The sequence below is a fragment of the Microbacterium sp. ZW CA_36 genome (assembly GCF_044987475.1).
Classification (GTDB): Bacteria; Actinomycetota; Actinomycetes; order Actinomycetales; family Microbacteriaceae; genus Microbacterium.
Genome location: NZ_JBJDRL010000025.1, coordinates 16,835 through 34,171 on the forward strand (window position 1 = coordinate 16,835; position 17,337 = coordinate 34,171).

Here is a 17,337-nt window from a genome sequence, read left to right on the forward strand (position 1 = left end):
TGTCTCTCACGTCGATGGACCGAAATCCACCGCCCCGCCTGACCCCACCTGGCACGGAGGGACGTGCGGGGTCCTTGGGTGCGGGTGTTTCACGTGAAACATGGTGCGCTAGATCCGCGTGTGTCTGCTCTCTTAGCCGCTGCGAGTCCCGGCGGATACTGGCGCTGGGTGAATTCCGGCCTGTTGCGGGGATCTGTAAGACCTCGCGGAGCCCGGTCTCGTCGCCCGCAGGCGCAGGCTGTCGGGGTTCGAGTTCGCGGGCGCGCACCGGAGACCGCACCTGTAGGCCCCTTGATGGACGACCTCGGGCACGGCCGTGTTGTCCCGTCACAGGACCCGTGTCCTTCACTGGGGGTTCCTCGGGGAGGAGGGTGCTGGTGGGGGATGCGGCGGGCCGAGCGCTCGAGCCGCGGCCGAATGCCGGGACCATCTTCCCCCGGCCCCGCGCGCGATGGTCGCGGGGGTCGGATACGCCGGTGTCCCACGCCGACGCGCGCCAAGGTCTCTTTCGCGACGACGATGACACCTGACGCCTCACTGGCACCGCCGTTGCCGACACCGATCTCCTGGCGTAACCACGGCCCGTAACTGCAGCGCGTCGCTACCGAAGCCGACGCGCCTGCTGCTGCGTGACCAGCCGGGCCTCCGAAACAAGGTCCCCTGGCTCGCGACCGCCACAATTGCATACCGGCATCCACGCCTTCACCGGATCGCAGACGACACGGGGATCCACGTCGACTTGTAGGCCGCCAGGTCGCCCAGCACCAGGTTCCTACAGCTGCTCGCGCTGACGTGCGTACTCCTCCTGGCCACTCGACCGCTCAGCCCAGGGAACGTGTTCGTCAGTTGATACGGGGCGACGGTCACGTCGCGATCAGCACGGGTCATTGGCGGCTCCTGCCGTGCACATGTTCTTCAACGAGCACCACCACCCCTACCTTCCTGTCGGACCGCTATCGGCGACTCACCGTCGTCCGCGGTGCATCCGCCGACCGATCAGGGCATCGCGCCTCCGGGGCGTCGTGGTCACCGTCCGGCCGAACCGTGGAATCGAGCCTCCCCGATCAGCAATGAGCTGCGAACGCGGGCGAATCTGTGCGCAGACGTGCACGGCGTTTCACGTGAAACACTGTGCATCCACCCCGCGGTCGCCGCGCAGGATGCGATCTGCGGCGCCAACGCACTCTGTCGACTCTCGACGCGCGTGGCGAGCTCGCCATCTGCGGGAGCACGCGTGAGGATGCCGGACGCCATACACCTCTGTTTCGAATACAGAGGCGACACCCGTGGGGACCCTCGACCACGGATCGGCTCGACACCAGGCACCGAAGGTCCACTTCCGACGTGATACCGATACCCCGCCCCCAACCAGCAACGGAGGTGGCCTCGCAGCGCGTGAAACTCCGAGCACACACTGATCGTCACGCTACCGGCCCACTCGCTCGCCACGCCCGCCGCATTCCGCTGTACGGCCGGGGCCGCGGTACACGACCATCTGCCGACGCGCGAGGTCGAGAGGGCCGGTGTTTCACGTGAAACATCGATGCCGCAGCGTCCCTCTCGCACCGTGACTCGGCGGCATTCGGACACGACCGCACCGCGGCCTGACCAACCGTCAGCTCTCTGAGTGGGCGCGCACGAGTGGTCCCTGCGGAGCCTCGAGACGCGGCCGCCACGGCACAACCGCGCTTCGATTCGCACCGCCGCCCAAGAAGGCACACCGCTATGTACGCCGATCCGTGACTTCACGGTACCGGCGACCGTGTGTTCCACGTGAAACATCCCCGTCCCGCAGCGACTCGTTTGCGCTGTGATTCGACGGCGTTCAGACCATGACAGGGGGCCACTAGCCAACCGTCGCTGCTCAGTGTGGGTCAGCAGGAGTGTCCGTACAGGTCATCAAGCTGCGGGCGCCGCCGCACAAGCATGCGCTCGTCTACCCCACCCGACCAACAGAGCAACCCCATGCGCCATCGCACACGCCGATCCGTCAGCTCGGTGGCGGTCGGGCCGTTTCACGTGAAACATGGCCGCAGCGACCGGCTCGCACCGTGATTCGAGGGCGTTCAGGCCACGACTGCAGCGCTGGCGAACCGTCAGTGCTCAGCATGGGCGAGCAAGAGTGTCCCTGCAGATCTTCGGGCTGCGGCCCAGCCGCTCAACTAAAGGCAGCTTCGCACCGCCGGCCCACAATGCACCGCGCTGAACGATCGCATATGCCCCCTCCTTCAGCGCAGCGAGCCCGGGTAGTTTCACGTGAAACACCGAGCCGTGCCACCGTCCAACAACGAGCGCCCCGTCCGTACCGACACCCGAGCTGCAGCCTGGTCACGTCCGCCAGCCAACGGCCATGGTTTAGATCGGCGGCCTTCGGGGATCAAGCAATGTGTGCGACGCCCGTCGGAGGCACCGCCGGACCTGCCACCAGTTCGCATCGTCAGCCAAGCAGCCACTGACAACGACGGCACATGCTGCCGATGTGACCGCGCTCTTCAGTGGTGTTGGCTTCACGTGAGACATCCGCGGCGGCCACAGCCGTGCAGCTGGCAACCGCTTTTGCAGCATCGTGCACCTCACGACCGACAACCACAGCACGTGCCGCCCGTCCATCGATGCTGGGAGAACTCGGTTCGCGTAAGGCAACGAGTGGCGGCCGCCTTGACACGCAATTTGCCGAGGGTTCTTCCCTCAGCGCAGACGAAGCCCGGCAGACCCGCAGACGGCCGTCAGCGCCTGGGAGGGCGGTAGTAGTGGCTCACACGACGTAGTCGCGTCGCCTCCGGTGTGGCACTGCCACCGCACACCCGACCGCATCGTCGTCCGAGCAGCAGCGACGACCACGGCGCATCGCACCCCGAAGTCTGTACTCACAGCGCGCGTGGGTGTTTCACGTGAAACATCAGGCTGCCGCTATTGCCCAGCGCGACCCACACCGGTTCGCACCGTCACCCAGTAGATGTGTCCGCGCACGACGGTCAACCATCACCCGTGGAGGGAGCGCATCGGCTCTCTACGCTGAGTGCTCGAGTCGCGGCGAAGGCGCCGCCGCGCAGCCGGCAACCGGTTCGCGCCGTGCATCAGCACACGGCAGGCCATCCGCACGGCATCTGACAGCGCCCACCCGTCAGTGCTCATCAAGCGACAGGTCTCGCGATCACATCGAGCCGCGACCGCCGTCCTGCGTAGATAGCTGCCGGTCTCTCCCTGGCGTCTCGTGCGACAACGAGACCGCAGGCTCACCCTGACCGCCCACAGCCGCGCCACGGATGATTCACGCGACGCGCTCGAATCACGGCCGCGGCGTCGCGCTCACCAGTTGCACCCTCACCCAAGCCACGACTGACCACAGCGACGATCGCCACACATCAGTCTGACTCTGCAAGCGCAGGGTGTTTCACGTGAAACATCCACCCAAGGCCCACCACCCATCGCCAGCCAAGATCGGTTCGTACCGCCACCCAGTCCAGATCCCGACGACTAGCGATGGCGAATCGTCAGTGGGCGGATGCGTGGTGTTTACACCACCTCTGTGAGTCACCGTGGCCCGCGCGCTGCCCGCCGGCTCGCACCGCTCCGCGCCGCAGGCACTACCGACCGCGGCGACACGTGTCGACCACGCGCCGGCCCGGGAAGTGTTTCACGTGAAACATACGATTCGGTCATCGTTCAACCACCAACCACCGGATCGCACCGTCATCTCAGGGGAGTCTGCGCCATGACAGCAACGAATCCGATATCAACCCAACTGCCAACGGGTGCCGCCGCGCCTCCTGTCAGGCCTTCGAGCCGCTGCAATCTACGGCGCGCACCCAGGCACCGGCCTCGCGCGGCACCCGAGGCGCCACCGACCGCGACGGTAGATCGCGGTCGACACGTCAGCTCAGGAGAGCGATGGTTTCACGTGAAACACTCGATGCGCGAGACTGTTCAGCCCACCAAACCCAGGTCGCATCGTCATCCCAGCGAGGTTCCGCCAGGACAGGACTGACCCGCAGACCGATTCGCAGTGCCCAACGGGTGCCGCCACCCTTCGTGCGAGCTTGCGGCCCACTGTGGGCGACGGCGCACAACCAGGCACCGGCTCGCGCCACAATCCGAGGCGCCACCGACCGCACCGCGTCTCGTGGCACCACCGACCGCGACAGCAGATAGCGGTCACCCCGCCTCAGGGGACACTTGTTTCACGTGAAACGCTCGGTTCCGGCCAGTACTCGGCCCGCCAGCGCCGGCTCGCGCTGTCATCCCAGGGATTCTCGGCCACGCCACGACCGCACCGCAGATCAACCCAAAGCACTCAACGGGTACCACCACCCCTGGCGTGGGGCTTTCGAGCCGCTGCAATCGATGGCGCGCAAGAGGCACCGGGTCGCGCCGCGCGCCCCCACAGTCAACCGAACGCGACGGCAGATAGCGGCCACCTTCGGCGCAGTAGAGCGACTGCTTCAGGTGAAACACTCGTTTCCCACCGTTGGTCAGCCACCAGACCCGGGTGGCATCGTCAACCCGGCGATTCCGCTTCACAACAGGACCGAACCAAGATCGACCCGACGTGCCCAAGAGGTGCCACCGTGCCTCCCGTGAGGCTTTCGGGGCGCCGCCCACGGCACGAAGCCAAGCACCGGCTCGCGCCGCTGCCGAGGCGCCACCGGCGGCGACGGCGCATGGCAACAACCCGGCAGGTGGCGGGAGCGCTCTGTTTCACGTGAAACATCCGATCCGGCCATCGTTCAGCCACCGGTCCCGGCTCCGCGCCGTCATCCCAGGGAATCTCCGCCACGACAGCACCGAACCACACATCAACCCAAACTTCCCAACGGGCGTCACCGCGCCTCCTGTGAGGCTGTCGAGCCGCTGCAATCGACGACACGCACCGGCAGTTGGCACGCCCTGACATCCAGGGCACCACCAACCGCAGCAGCGCCTGCTGGACCATCAGTCAGAGCTGTAGACGGCGAGAAGCGCGGCGACGGGGAGAAGCGCGGTGACGGGGAAGTTCGGGCCCATTGCCGGTGCCAGCCCGATCCCTCCACCAGCTCGCTCGGTCGCCGGGCGCGTCCAGCGACCGCCGCACCAGGGACCAACAAGCGCGCTCGCGTCGAGCGAGAGTGGAGTGTTGACGCGAGGCATCCGAGGGGCGGCCTCACCGTCGATCAACCCGCCGACGCGGCTCACACTTGTGCACGCCAGCACGACCGTCACAGCATGGGCATCGCATCCATACGCGCTCCCACGGATGGCTGATTGACGCGAATGCCGAGCTGTGAACCCCGTCCCACGAACGCAACCACAGATTCGCGCCGTCATTCCGGGTAGCAACGGTCACCACTCCAACCGTCGACCAGTCGAAAACGCCGTGAACGGCTGCACGGCGGTTTGCGCGAGCACTTCGAGCGCCGTCGGCCGTCACGCGTCACCGACCACCGACTCGCAGCGACGACGTTCATGATCCCATCGACGACGGCGTCGCCTTCCATCCCATCGGACACCGCCCTGCGTGGGGGAGAAGCATGGTCCTCCAGAACCATGCCCGCAAACTCGTCGCCCACCGGTCGCTCGTTCGTGCAGGCAAGTCGCTCCACGACTTCCCGCCGACCAACCGTCGCGCACTCTGCAGGCAAGTGATGTCGTAGAACGCGACCCATCCGAACTGCCGCCCCGGGCAAGCAATCGGCCGCCCCTTGCACCCTCCTCCAAAGCCACCGCCGATCAGGCCTCCAATGTCGACCGTCCGTCAGATCTCGTCGATGGGAAGGATGTTTCACGTGAAACATCCCCAAGCACGCTACGAGCGAGCGACCAGGGCGCTCGCACCGGCGCACACCTAGCACCGGATGCGACCAATCGTCGGTGCCGCAACGGGTACGTCGGATGCACACGCTCACCCCGCCAGGCCCGCCGCCCCGCGCGAACCAGGCCCGCACGGGCAGGAGCCCTTACCTGCCAACCCACCTGCCGGTGACCCGACTGCACCGAGCCTCGTGCACCGCGCGGGGGAGGGCCTGAGCCCGTCGCCTTTCGAGAGCCCGGCTATGCGGTTGCTCCTCTACCAGTCGCAGGAAATGCGACAACTCAAGAGCCCCTATTCGCCGGAGGCTGCTTCGGTGACCTGTGACTCCGGCGCATCACACCCCAGCAGTGCACTCGACGACCAATCGTCGGTGCTCCAACAGGTGGGGCGGGTGCATACTCATCCGTCGCGCGCGCCGCCCGAGCGGAGCGGCCCGCGCAGTCAGGCGACCGTATTGATTGACACATCAGACGGCGCCGCGCGCGGCGTCGCCCCGTCCACCGCGCGCGGGGGAGGATCCGAGTTCGTCGCCTGCCACACCGATGCTCCGCGGCTTCTGGCACGAACCGCACGAACCCGCGAAGTGCGACAGCTTCCGCTGTTCCAATCCGGCGGAGCAGCCAACCTCGTTCCGGACGGAACACCCGACCTCGTTCCGGACGGATGAGTACGAGTGCGGCGGGTATCGTTTCGGCACCTCGTCGCGAGATGGGCGCAGCCGTCAGTCCGTCGAGCGTGACACAGGCTGAGACTGGTCACACGGGGTGTTTCACGTGAAACATGTCCACTGGCGCGGCGCATTCGGCCGCGTAAGCGTGCCGTGACTGTGGTCAGCTGCCACCCGCAGAGGCAGATGCGCGTCGGGGAAGGGAAGCCCGAACCGCCCTAGGGACGCCACTTTCAGCACATCCGATCCGTGGGCACGCGACAACGGCGCACAGCCCACACTCCCGGAACGCCGAACCGGAATCAGCGGACGGTGGCGCGGATCACCCGCGAAGGCTCCTCGAGCAGGTCCTCGCCGATGACTTCGACGCGCGCGTTCGTCACCTTGAACTTGCGGAGCTGCTTTTCGGCCGCCTCGATCTCGTTCGTGGCGCTCGTTCCCTTGAGGAGAATGAGTTCGCCACCGTCGCGCACCAGGGGAGCGGTGATCGGCACCAGGGTGCGCAGCGCGCTCACGGCCCGTGCGGTCACCGCATCCAGAACCGGCCCGCGCTTCCAGTCCTCGGCGCGCGCCCGAACCACCTCGACGTTGTCGAGTCCGAGCGTCTCGACCTGCTCCGACAGCCACGCGACGCGTCGCTCCATCGGCTCGATGAGGATCCACTCCACGTCGGGCCGGGCGATGGCGAGCACCAGACCCGGAAGCCCGGCGCCCGATCCCACGTCACCGACGCGACCCGAGAACAGCGGCGCAATCACGGCGCTGTTGAGGATATGCCGCGACCACAACCGCGGCGGCTCGAGGGGACCGATCAGTCCACGCTCTTCGCCGTGTGCGCCAAGTGCTGCGGCGAAGTGGCGGGCGACCTCGATGCGGTCGCCGAAGATCTCGGCGGCAACCGCGGGCTCCTGCTCGATCTCGATCATCGACGACCCGTCACACTCGACAGCGGATGTTTCACGTGAAACGTGCGGCTCAGCCGCGACGGATCACGGTGTGACGGTCGGCGCCGTCGCCGTACGACTCCGACACGAAGCCGCGCTCGGCGACAATGTCGTGCACGACCTTGCGCTCGTAGCTGGACATCGCGGGAAGCGAGGCCTGGGACGCACCATCGTCCAGTCGGGCGATCGCACGGTCGACGAGCGCAGTGAGCTCGTCGCGGCGCGCATCGCGCGACCCGCCGACATCCAGGATCAGGCGGGAGAACCGGCCTGTGCGGTTCTGCACCGCGATACGGGTCAGCTCCTGCAGCGCCTGCACCGTGTCGGGCGCGGCGATCAGGGCGACGGACCCGCCGGCGGGCGCTTCCACCGACACGTAGGCGCGGCCGGCACGGACATCGAGGTCGAGGTCGCCGTCGATGTCGGCGATGTCGAGCAGGCCTTCGATGAAGTCAGCGGCGACGTCGCCTTCCTCTTCGAGCTGCGCGACGGTGGCGGGAACCCGCTCCTCGCGCGTATCGACGGAAGCGTACTCAGGGGACGTGGTCATGGCGTGATCCTCGTGTGTGACGTCGGGTCAGGAACTGGAGCCGGCTGAGCCGCCGGAGTCTGTTTCCGCAGCGGGCGCAGCGCCGGGCTTCTGGCCAGGCTTCTGCCCCTGCTTCTTGGCGCGCTGCTTGCTCACCGGCTGCTGGCGCTTGGGGGTTGCCGCCTTGGCCTTCTCGGCCTCTTCGTACAGACGCCGCTGCTCGGCGAGGTACTTCTCCATCGGCACGACCTTGCCCGACGCATCGAGTGCCTTGCCCTTGCGCGCCAGACGCTCTTCGCGGGCCTTGGCCGCGTCCGAGCCCGGAGTCGGCATCTCGCGGATGACGAGGAACTGCTGGCCCATCGTCCACAGGTTCGACACGAACCAGTAGATGACGACGCCGAGCGGGAAGAAAACGCCCGAGAAGATGAAGCCCAGCGGAAGGACGTAGAGCATGATGCGCTGCATCTGGTACGCCTGGCCGGTCTTGGCCTCGGGGGAGAGGTTCTTCGAGATGATCTGAAGCTGCGTGAAGAACTGCGACGCGATCATCAGCACGACGAGCGTGATCAGGATGATGATCGCGGGGGTGTTGCCCGTGTTGAAGGCATCGATCAGCGTCTCGTGAAGCGACGCCACACCGAACAGCTTGGCGTTGTAGAACTCGGCGGTGAGCTCCGCGTTCAGCAGGCCGACGCCACCGATTCCGAGGTTGTAGTGCTTCGTGACGTCACTCAGCACGCTGTACAGCGCGAAGAAGACGGGCATCTGCACGAGGAGTGGCAGACAGCTCGACACCGGAGTGGTGCCGTGCTTCTTGTACAGCGCCATCGTCTCGCGGCTCATGGCCTCACGCGAGAGCTGGTCCTTCTTACCCTTGTACTTCTCCTGAACTTTCCGCAGTTCAGGAGCGATTTCCATCATCTTGCGCTGGCTCTTGATCTGGCGCACGAAGAGCGGGATGAGCGCCGATCGAACGACGATGACGAGGCCCACGATCGACAGCACCCAGGTGATGCCGTCCGCGGCCGGCAGGCCGATGGCCGTGAAGAACCAGTGCCAGAAGACGAGCACGGCCTCGACGGCCCACTTCAGGGGCCAGAGGATTATCCCGAAGAGATCGAACCCGCCGCCCGTCGGTGGGGGTGTGGGCGAAGGCGTCGAGGCCAGGGCTGACATGAGATCCATGTGGAGGATCAGTCCTTTCCGGTGGGGGCAGGCACGACGAACCCATGACGGGTCAGTTCGTGCCGGAAGTGCTTGTGGGGCGGCACGTCATCGACGCCGCCGACGGCCCACGGGTGGCATCGGGCGAGGCGCGCTGCGGTGAGCGCTGCGCCCTTCACGGCTCCGTGCTGCTGCACCGCGCCGACGGCGTACGCCGAACACGAGGGGTAGTACTTGCAGACGTCGCCGTAGGTGTGGGAGATGGTGGCACGGTATCCGTGCAGTAACGCCAGAACGGCGTTGCGGGGGAGCAGTGGAACGCTCCGGAGGGAATCGGATGCCGAGAACTCGGCCTCGCCGAGGGCGTAGCCGGGCAGGACGCTCATCGGGTCCTCCGCGCCAGGCACTTCTCGACGTCGCGGCGCAGATCGGCGAACGACGCGGAGGCCGCGCTCGGCAGAGCGCGGATCACGATGTCATCGCCGGCAGCGACAGTCTCGAGCGACTCGAAGCAGAGGGCTTTGAGCCGACGGCGGATGGTGTTGCGCACGACGGCGCCACCGACCTGCCTGCTGACGATGAAACCGAACCGCGCCGGACCATCGGTCACGGCGCGGTTCACGTATGTCACGGTGTGCGCTCCGGCACACCGACGGCCCCGACGGACGACGGCCTTGTACTCCGCTCCGCGGGTGAGTCGGTTCCGCCTCCCGAGCACCGCTCGGCTCAGGCCGAGAGCTCGGTGCGCCCCTTGGCGCGACGAGCCGAGAGGATGCCGCGGCCGGCGCGCGTGCGCATGCGGGCGCGGAAGCCGTGCTTCTTGGCGCGGCGGCGGTTGTTGGGCTGGAAGGTGCGCTTGCTCATGGGAACTACTTCCGATCAGGTGTCACCGGGACGCTCGAGACCGGGGACGTGTGTACAGGGGCGACTGCCACGAAGGCATAAGTCAACCGATTAAGGCTACGTCGTGTCGCCTCATAACTCAAACCGAGCGCAGAACGTGTCATTATGCACCGAGGATGCATTCGACCCTGGCACCGACACGCAGGGCGGATCTACAGTGGAGTTTGCTCACGCGACGCCCGCTGACTAGCGTGGCTCCGGCAGTTATCCACAGGCCTGGACCGACGTTTCCGCGGCTTCCGGTGGAAACATCGACAACCCGGGGGGGCCATGACACCGCACGAAGTTCCAGACGTTCCGGTCTGGACGGCCGTACTGGACGAACTCGTGCGCGACGATCGCATCACCCCGCAGCTCCACGGCTTCATCAGCCTGGCCGTGCCGCAGGGTGTCATGGGGGGAACGCTGTACCTCGACGTTCCCAATGATCTGACCGCCGCGCAGTTCACCAAGCGCATGCGCGCGCCGATCCTCGAGGCTCTCACGCGGGTCGTGCAGGACGGGCAGAACCCGGCGTCGACGTTCCGTGTCGTCGTCAATCCGGATCTGGCGGACGCGCATCTCACCGCGCCGATCCCGATCCAGTCGACCGCGCAGGTCATCCCGTCGGCCGCGCCCATCGGGCGCCCGCACCTCGACGAGCCGGCGGACACGGCATCCGTCTCGCGCAGCGACACCCGCCTCAACCCGAAGTACACGTTCGACAACTTCGTCATCGGCCAGTCCAACCGATTCGCCCATGCGGCGGCCGTCGCGGTCGCCGAGGCGCCGGCGAAGGCGTACAACCCACTGTTCATCTACGGCGACTCCGGGCTCGGCAAGACCCACCTCCTCCATGCCATCGGCGACTACGCCCTCAGCCTGTACGCCGGCATCCGCGTGCGGTACGTGTCGAGCGAGGAATTCACGAACGACTTCATCAACTCGATCGCCAACAACCGGGGTTCGGCATTCCAAGCGCGGTATCGGGATGTCGACATCCTGCTGATCGATGACATCCAGTTCCTGCAGGGGCGTGCCGAGACGCAGGAGGCGTTCTTCCACACGTTCAACCAGCTGCACGACCACGACAAGCAGGTCGTGATCACCAGCGACGTGCCGCCGAAGCACCTGACGGGCTTCGAGGACCGCATGCGCAGCCGGTTCGAATGGGGCCTCATCACCGATGTGCAGGCGCCCGACCTCGAGACGCGCATCGCGATCCTGCGCAAGAAGGCGCAGTCCGAGCGCCTCCACATCCCCGACGAGGTGATGGAGTACATCGCGACCGTCGTGTCATCGAACATCCGCGAACTCGAGGGCGCTCTCATCCGCGTCTCGGCGTTCGCGAGCCTCAACCGCTCGACTCTCGACATGTCGCTCGCGCAGACCGTGCTGCGCGACATCGTCGATCAAGATGACGCCAACGTCATCTCGCCGACCGACATCATCACGGCCACGGCCGCCTACTTCAAGCTCACCGTCGACGACCTGTACGGCTCGAGCCGCTCGCAGTCCGTCGCCACGGCACGCCAGATCGCCATGTACCTGTGTCGCGAGCGCACGAGCCTGTCACTGCCCAAGATCGGCCAGCTGTTCGGCAACCGCGACCACACCACCGTCATGTACGCGTACAAGAAGATCAGCGAGCTCATGAAGGAGCGCCGTTCGATCTACAACCAGGTGACGGAGATCACCGCTCAGCTCGGCCGCAACGGTCGCTGACGATCCGCTTACACCCCTCGATGGGTCCGCGCGTTACGACGCGCGGGCCCATCTCTGCATATGCCCGAAGAAGTTCTTGACAGGTGCCGCGCACAGGGCCATCATTCCGGTTCTGCACAGTGTGGAAAACCTGTGGATAACTCTTCAAGCCTGCGGAAACCCCTGTGAGCGAGCGGGGGAAGCCTGTGGATGGATTGCGGATGCCGGGAGCCGCGGCATCCGTCTTCCCGACGTCCCTCCGCAGCCGTTCCACAACTCACACTCTTGTGGTTTCCCTGTCCCGACTGGCAACGCGCGAGTTGTCCACAGTTTCCACAGTCGTTAACACCATGACAAGAAATCTCTTTGATGAACCCGTCCGATCACCTTGGCGGTGGAGAGCTCCGCGCCGGACGGAGCCGGACTGGCAATCTCGGAGCCTGGCACTAGCATGAGAACCCCGAGCCCGTAGCCTGTGGGCCCGCTGCAGAGGAGCGTTCGTGAAGTTCCACGTCAATCGCGATGTGTTCAGCGAAGCCGTATCGTTCGTCGTCAAGCTTCTACCGCAGCGCAATCCGCAGCCGATCCTCGCTGGCGTGCTGATCGAGGCATCCGCCGAGGGCCTCTCGCTCGCAGCGTTCGACTACGAGGCGTCGGCCCGCACCACCATCGACGCGACCGTCGATGACCCGGGCACGATCCTCGTCCACGGCCGGCTGCTCTCCGACATCGCCAGCCGTCTGCCGAACGCCCCGATCCAGATCGAGGTCGACGACGACGGTGGCATCCTGCTGACCTGCGGCTCGGCACGGTTCACCCTCGCGTCCATGCCGGTGCAGGAGTATCCCGCGATCCCCGAGGTCACCGGCGACTCCGGCCTCGTTCCCTCCGAGGACTTCGCCACCGCGATCGCGCAGGTGGCGTTCGCCGCGTCGCGCGACGACGTGACCCCCGTTCTCACCGGCGTGCAGCTCGAGGTCTCGGGCACGAGCCTCAGCCTGGTCGCGACCGACCGCTACCGTGTCGCACTCCGCGAGATCCCGTGGGACGGCGGCGGCACCGCCGCCGACGAGTCGACGACGGCGCTCGTGCCGGCGCGCACCCTGACCGAGGTCGGCAAGACGTTCGCGCACGGCGGTGACATCTCCATCGCCTTCTCGGGCTCGGGCGATCGCGAGATCATCGCGTTCACCGCGGGCAACAAGACCGTGACGTCGCTGCTCATCAAGGGCAACTTCCCGCCCGTGCGGCGTCTCTTCCCCGCGCAGACCGAGCACCACGCGGTGGTCAACACGGCAGAGCTCGCCGAAGCCGTGCGCCGCGTGTCGCTGGTGCTCGACCGTTCCGCGCCGCTGCGGTTCACGTTCACGGCCGACAGCGTCTCGATGGACGCGTCGGGAACCGAGCAGGCGCGTGCGACCGAGTCGGTCGATGCGACGCTCCTCGGCGGCGACGAGGTGACCCTCGGCCTCAACCCGCAGTACCTGCTCGAGTCGCTCGGTGCGGTCAAGAGCGAGTTCGTGCGGATCACGTTCACCTCGAGCGAGAACGCGAACAAGCTCAGCCCGGTGCTGATCACCCCGCAGACCTCGGTCGATCGCGCCGGTTCGGAATCGTTCAGGTACCTGCTGCAGCCCAACCTGCTGCTGCGCTGACCAGCATCCCGGCGTCGGCGCCGATCACTAGGCTTATCCGGTGATCGTGGAGCACCTGAGTCTGGTCGACTTCCGCAACTATGCGGCCGCCGACGTCGAGCTCGGGCCCGGGCCGAACGTCTTCGTCGGCCGCAACGGTCAGGGCAAGACGAATCTCGCCGAAGCGATCGCGTTCTTCGCGACACTGGGTTCGCATCGCGTCTCGAACGACGCTCCGATGGTGCGTGACGGAGCGGATGCCGCGATCATCCGCGCCCGGTTGGCGCACGGCGACCGTCGTGTGCAGCTCGAGGTCCAGGTCAACCGGCAGGGCTCCAACAAGGCGCGGGTCAACGGTGCGTCGGTGAAGCCGACCGAGTTGCCCCGGTACGCGCAGGTGGTGCTGTTCGCGCCCGAGGATCTGCAGATCGTCCGCGGCGATCCGTCGGCGCGCCGGCGTTTCGCCGATCAGCTGCTGGTGCAGCGCGCTCCCCGCATGGCGGGAGTGCTCGCGGACTACGATCGCGTGCTCAAGCAGCGCACCGCGCTGCTGAAATCGGCGAAGGCGCGGGGCATCCGGGGCGACGCGCTGTCGACGCTCGACGTCTGGGACGACAAGCTCGTCTCGCTCGGCACGCAGCTCATCGCTGCCCGACTCGCGCTCGCGACCGATCTCGCGACGCCCCTCGCCGCCGCGTACACCGCGATCGCCGGCGCCGACCATGACCCGCAGATCGAGTGGGCGCTCTCGGTCGCCGGCGCGGTGAGCGATGAGGACGGCGACGCCGGCTCCGGATCGGCCGTGTCAGCGTCCGCGGCGCCCGGCGAGCCCGCGGATTCCTCCGCCGACCGCATCGCGGATCTCTTCCGCCAGGCGTTGGCGGCGAAGCGCACGTCCGAGCTGGAACGCGGGCTGACGCTGGTGGGTCCGCATCGCGATGACCTGCTGCTGCGCATCCGCGGACTTCCGGTGAAGGGCTATGCCTCGCACGGCGAGTCCTGGTCCGTCGCTCTCTCGCTGCGCCTCGCGTCGGCGGAGCTGCTGCGTGCCGACTCACGCCTCGGCGACCCGGTGCTCATCCTGGACGACGTGTTCGCCGAGCTCGACACCGACCGCCGGTCCCGTCTCGCCCAGCTCGCCGCCGGCTACGAGCAGGTGGTCGTGACCGCCGCGGTGGAGGGCGACGTGCCGGAGGGGCTCCGGGCCCGCATGGTCCGGGTGGAGGCCGGGCGCATCCTCGACCCCGCGGACGCGGAGGCGGCGGATGCCTGATCCTTCGGCCGGCCCGGGCGCCGAGCCCCAGAAGTCGCCGGATGCCGTCGGCGGCCCCGCTACCGGGGGTGTCCCCGACCGCACGGACGTGCCCGAGACCATCGCGACGTACCTGCGGCTGCGTGGACTCGAGCCCTCGGCGCGGTCGTTCCGCAAGCGCCGCCGCCGCACCGTCGACGACGAGAACATCCCCTTCGCTCCCGGGCGCGACCCCCGCGGCGTGGGTGACGTCATCGCGGACCTCACCCGCGAGGCCGGGTGGAACGGCCAGCTCGCCCGTGAAGACGTCGTCCGCGCGTGGGCCGAGGTCGCCGGCGAGGACACCGCACGGCACACCCGCCCTGTCGCGTTCTCGGAGGGGTCGCTGACGGTGCAGGCGGACTCCACGGCCTGGGCGAAACAGCTCCAGCTGATGCGCGCGCACATCCTCTCGGAGATCGTCCGCCGCTTCCCCGAGGCGAAGGTCGACTCGGTCCGCTTCATCGGGCCCGACGTCCCCTCCTGGAAATGGGGTCCCAGAACGATTCCAGGCCGCGGTCCGCGCGATACCTACGGATAAGCCACGTTCGGAGTCATCCGAGCATCTTTCATCCCCTTACAGGGGCGTAGAGCGCTGTGATCGGGCCGTTACCCGATAGACTGTCAGGGCCCCCATCGAAGGATTTGGAGCCCTCGCGAAGATGACGTCTGACACCCCCGATAACGTTTCCGAGGAACCCGAAACGCCCGACAAGGCTCCCAACGCGTACGGGGCAGACGACATCCAGGTCCTGGAAGGTCTCGAAGCGGTGCGAAAGCGCCCGGGCATGTACATCGGCTCGACCGGTGAGCGCGGCCTGCACCATCTGGTCTACGAGATCGTCGACAACTCCGTCGATGAGGCACTGGCCGGCTACTGCGACACCATCAACGTCACGATCCTGCCCGACGGCGGCATCCGCTGCGTCGACAACGGCCGCGGCATCCCGGTCGGCATCCACCGCACCGAGGGCAGGTCGACGGTCGAGGTGGTGCTCACCGTGCTGCACGCCGGCGGCAAGTTCGGCGGCGGCGGGTATGCCGTCTCGGGCGGTCTGCACGGCGTCGGCTCGTCGGTCGTCAACGCGCTCTCGACGCGCCTCGAGGTCGAGGTCAAGCGCGAAGGGTACGTGTGGCGGCAGTCCTACCGCGACGGCGGGCAGCCGCAGGCGCCCCTCGCGAAGGGCCAGCCCACCGAAGAGACCGGCACGGTCATCGAGTTCTGGCCCGACGACACGATCTTCGAGTCGGTGCACTACGACTACGACACGCTGCGCACCCGCTTCCAGCAGACGGCCTTCCTGAACAAGGGACTGCGCATCACGCTGTCGGACGAGCGCCCCGGGTCGGCGTACGTCACCGACGCCGAGGGAGGCGGGTCCGAGGAGCGCCAGCCCTACGACGACTTCTACTACGAGCGCGGTCTCGTCGACTACGTGGAGTACCTCAACAAGGTGCGGCACGCCGATGTCGTCAACGACGAGATCATCGAGATCGAGTCGGAAGACACCACGCGCCACATCTCTCTCGAGCTCGCCATGCAGTGGACCACGAGCTACACCGAGAACGTCTTCACCTTCGCGAACACCATCAACACGCATGAGGGCGGCACGCACGAAGAAGGCTTCCGCGCGGCGCTGACGACCCTGGTCAACAAGTACGCGCGCGACAAGAACCTCCTCAAGGAGAAGGACGACAACCTCACCGGCGACGACATCCGCGAGGGACTCACCGCCGTCATCTCGGTGAAGCTGTCCGAGCCGCAGTTCGAGGGTCAGACCAAGACGAAGCTCGGCAACACCGAGGCGAAGTCGTTCGTGCAGAAGGTCGTGGGCGACCAGCTCGGCGACTGGCTCGAGCGCAACCCGGTGCAGGCCAAGCGCGTCATCACGAAGGCGATCGACGCGGCCACCGCGCGCATGGCGGCACGCAAGGCGCGCGAGACCGCGCGTCGCAAGAGCGTCTTCGAGTCGGCTGCGATGCCCGACAAGCTCAAGGACTGCACCAGCAAGGATCCCTCGATCAGCGAGATCTTCCTCGTGGAGGGCGACTCGGCCGGCGGTTCCGCGGTCTCGGGGCGCGACCCGCACACACAGGCGATCCTGGCCCTGCGCGGCAAGATCCTCAACGTCGAGCGCGCACGCCTCGACAAGGCACTGGCCAACAAAGAGGTCCAGGCGATGATCCAGGCCTTCGGCACGGGCATCGGCGAGGACTTCGACATCGACAAGGCCCGCTATCACAAGATCGTGCTGATGGCGGATGCCGATGTCGACGGCCAGCACATCACCACGCTGCTGCTCACCCTGCTGTTCCGCTACATGCGCGGGCTCATCGAGGCCGGCTTCGTCTACCTCGCGATGCCCCCGCTGTACCGGCTGAAGTGGACCAACTCGGCGCACGAGTACGTGTACTCCGACAAGGAGCGCGACGCGCTGCTCGAGGACGGGCTCGCAGGCGGCAAGCGGATCCCCAAGGACTCCGGCATCCAGCGGTACAAGGGCCTCGGCGAGATGAACGCCAAGGAACTGTGGGAGACCACGATGGACCACACGACCCGGACGCTGCGTCAGGTCACCATCGACGACGCGGCCGCCGCCGACGAGATCTTCTCCGTCCTGATGGGCGAGGACGTCGAGTCCCGCCGCACGTTCATCCAGCGCAACGCCAAGGACGTCCGCTTCCTCGACATCTGACCGGGCACAGGCCCGGTCATTGAGCGAGCACAGCG

Annotated in this window: 11 protein-coding genes; 5 read left to right on the plus strand and 6 right to left on the minus strand. The window is 67.0% G+C overall.

The window, feature by feature from the left end:
- Positions 1-6,757 precede the first annotated feature (6,757 nt).
- From rsmG to rpmH, 6 genes are read right to left on the minus strand one after another with little or no spacing between them, the layout of a single operon-like run.
- Complete coding sequence (rsmG, locus tag ACI3KX_RS12220; RefSeq protein WP_404909916.1) at positions 6,758-7,381, minus strand: 16S rRNA (guanine(527)-N(7))-methyltransferase RsmG; 624 nt, start codon at positions 7,379-7,381, stop codon at positions 6,758-6,760.
- Positions 7,382-7,430: 49 nt separating this feature from the next.
- The gene (locus tag ACI3KX_RS12225) at positions 7,431-7,949 is read right to left on the minus strand and encodes a R3H domain-containing nucleic acid-binding protein (protein WP_308866339.1); all 519 of its coding nucleotides are present in this window, start codon (positions 7,947-7,949) and stop codon (positions 7,431-7,433) included.
- 27 nt (positions 7,950-7,976) lie between these two features.
- Positions 7,977-9,116, minus strand: coding sequence for a membrane protein insertase YidC (gene yidC / locus ACI3KX_RS12230; protein WP_404909917.1), 1,140 nt, complete (start codon positions 9,114-9,116; stop codon positions 7,977-7,979).
- A gap of 8 nt (positions 9,117-9,124) precedes the next feature.
- Positions 9,125-9,481 carry a membrane protein insertion efficiency factor YidD gene (gene yidD, locus ACI3KX_RS12235; protein WP_404909918.1) on the minus strand — a complete coding sequence of 119 codons (357 nt, stop codon included), beginning with the start codon at positions 9,479-9,481 and terminating at the stop codon, positions 9,125-9,127.
- Positions 9,478-9,813, minus strand: a complete 336-nt coding sequence (rnpA, locus tag ACI3KX_RS12240; RefSeq protein WP_363356048.1) for a ribonuclease P protein component — start codon at positions 9,811-9,813, stop codon at positions 9,478-9,480. The genes yidD and rnpA overlap by 4 nt, the downstream gene beginning before the upstream one ends.
- Positions 9,814-9,821: 8 nt before the next feature.
- Entirely contained in the window at positions 9,822-9,959 is a 138-nt protein-coding gene (rpmH, locus tag ACI3KX_RS12245; protein WP_055952712.1) for a 50S ribosomal protein L34, read from the minus strand.
- A 309-nt stretch (positions 9,960-10,268) separates the two neighbouring features.
- Here rpmH and dnaA point away from each other — a divergent pair, with 309 nt between their 5' ends.
- The 5 genes from dnaA (at position 10,269) to gyrB (ending at position 17,302) form a co-directional block, all read left to right on the plus strand.
- Positions 10,269-11,702: a chromosomal replication initiator protein DnaA gene (gene dnaA, locus ACI3KX_RS12250; protein WP_363356051.1), complete on the plus strand. Its 1,434-nt coding sequence runs from the start codon at positions 10,269-10,271 to the stop codon at positions 11,700-11,702.
- Positions 11,703-12,181: 479 nt separating this feature from the next.
- Entirely contained in the window at positions 12,182-13,336 is a 1,155-nt protein-coding gene (gene dnaN, locus ACI3KX_RS12255) for a DNA polymerase III subunit beta (protein ID WP_349425715.1), read from the plus strand.
- A gap of 40 nt (positions 13,337-13,376) precedes the next feature.
- Entirely contained in the window at positions 13,377-14,588 is a 1,212-nt protein-coding gene (gene recF / locus ACI3KX_RS12260; protein ID WP_363356055.1) for a DNA replication/repair protein RecF, read from the plus strand.
- Positions 14,581-15,147 (plus strand): DUF721 domain-containing protein, encoded by a 567-nt coding sequence (locus ACI3KX_RS12265; protein ID WP_404909919.1) that lies wholly within the window; start codon positions 14,581-14,583, stop codon positions 15,145-15,147. The genes recF and ACI3KX_RS12265 overlap by 8 nt, the downstream gene beginning before the upstream one ends.
- A 121-nt stretch (positions 15,148-15,268) precedes the next feature.
- Positions 15,269-17,302, plus strand: coding sequence for a DNA topoisomerase (ATP-hydrolyzing) subunit B (gene gyrB / locus ACI3KX_RS12270; protein ID WP_349425718.1), 2,034 nt, complete (start codon positions 15,269-15,271; stop codon positions 17,300-17,302).
- Positions 17,303-17,337: the final 35 nt, after the last annotated feature.

What these genes read in the sequence shown, in the direction of transcription:
- ACI3KX_RS12225 (WP_308866339.1), bottom strand. Translation starts at nt 7,949, where the DNA reads ATGACCACGTCCCCTGAGTACGCTTCCGTCGATACGCGCGAGGAGCGG.
- yidC (WP_404909917.1), bottom strand. Translation starts at nt 9,116, where the DNA reads ATGGATCTCATGTCAGCCCTGGCCTCGACGCCTTCGCCCACACCCCCA.
- gyrB (WP_349425718.1), top strand. Translation starts at nt 15,269, where the DNA reads ATGACGTCTGACACCCCCGATAACGTTTCCGAGGAACCCGAAACGCCC.
- rsmG (WP_404909916.1), bottom strand. Translation starts at nt 7,381, where the DNA reads ATGATCGAGATCGAGCAGGAGCCCGCGGTTGCCGCCGAGATCTTCGGC.
- ACI3KX_RS12265 (WP_404909919.1), top strand. Translation starts at nt 14,581, where the DNA reads ATGCCTGATCCTTCGGCCGGCCCGGGCGCCGAGCCCCAGAAGTCGCCG.
- dnaA (WP_363356051.1), top strand. Translation starts at nt 10,269, where the DNA reads ATGACACCGCACGAAGTTCCAGACGTTCCGGTCTGGACGGCCGTACTG.
- yidD (WP_404909918.1), bottom strand. Translation starts at nt 9,481, where the DNA reads ATGAGCGTCCTGCCCGGCTACGCCCTCGGCGAGGCCGAGTTCTCGGCA.
- rpmH (WP_055952712.1), bottom strand. Translation starts at nt 9,959, where the DNA reads ATGAGCAAGCGCACCTTCCAGCCCAACAACCGCCGCCGCGCCAAGAAG.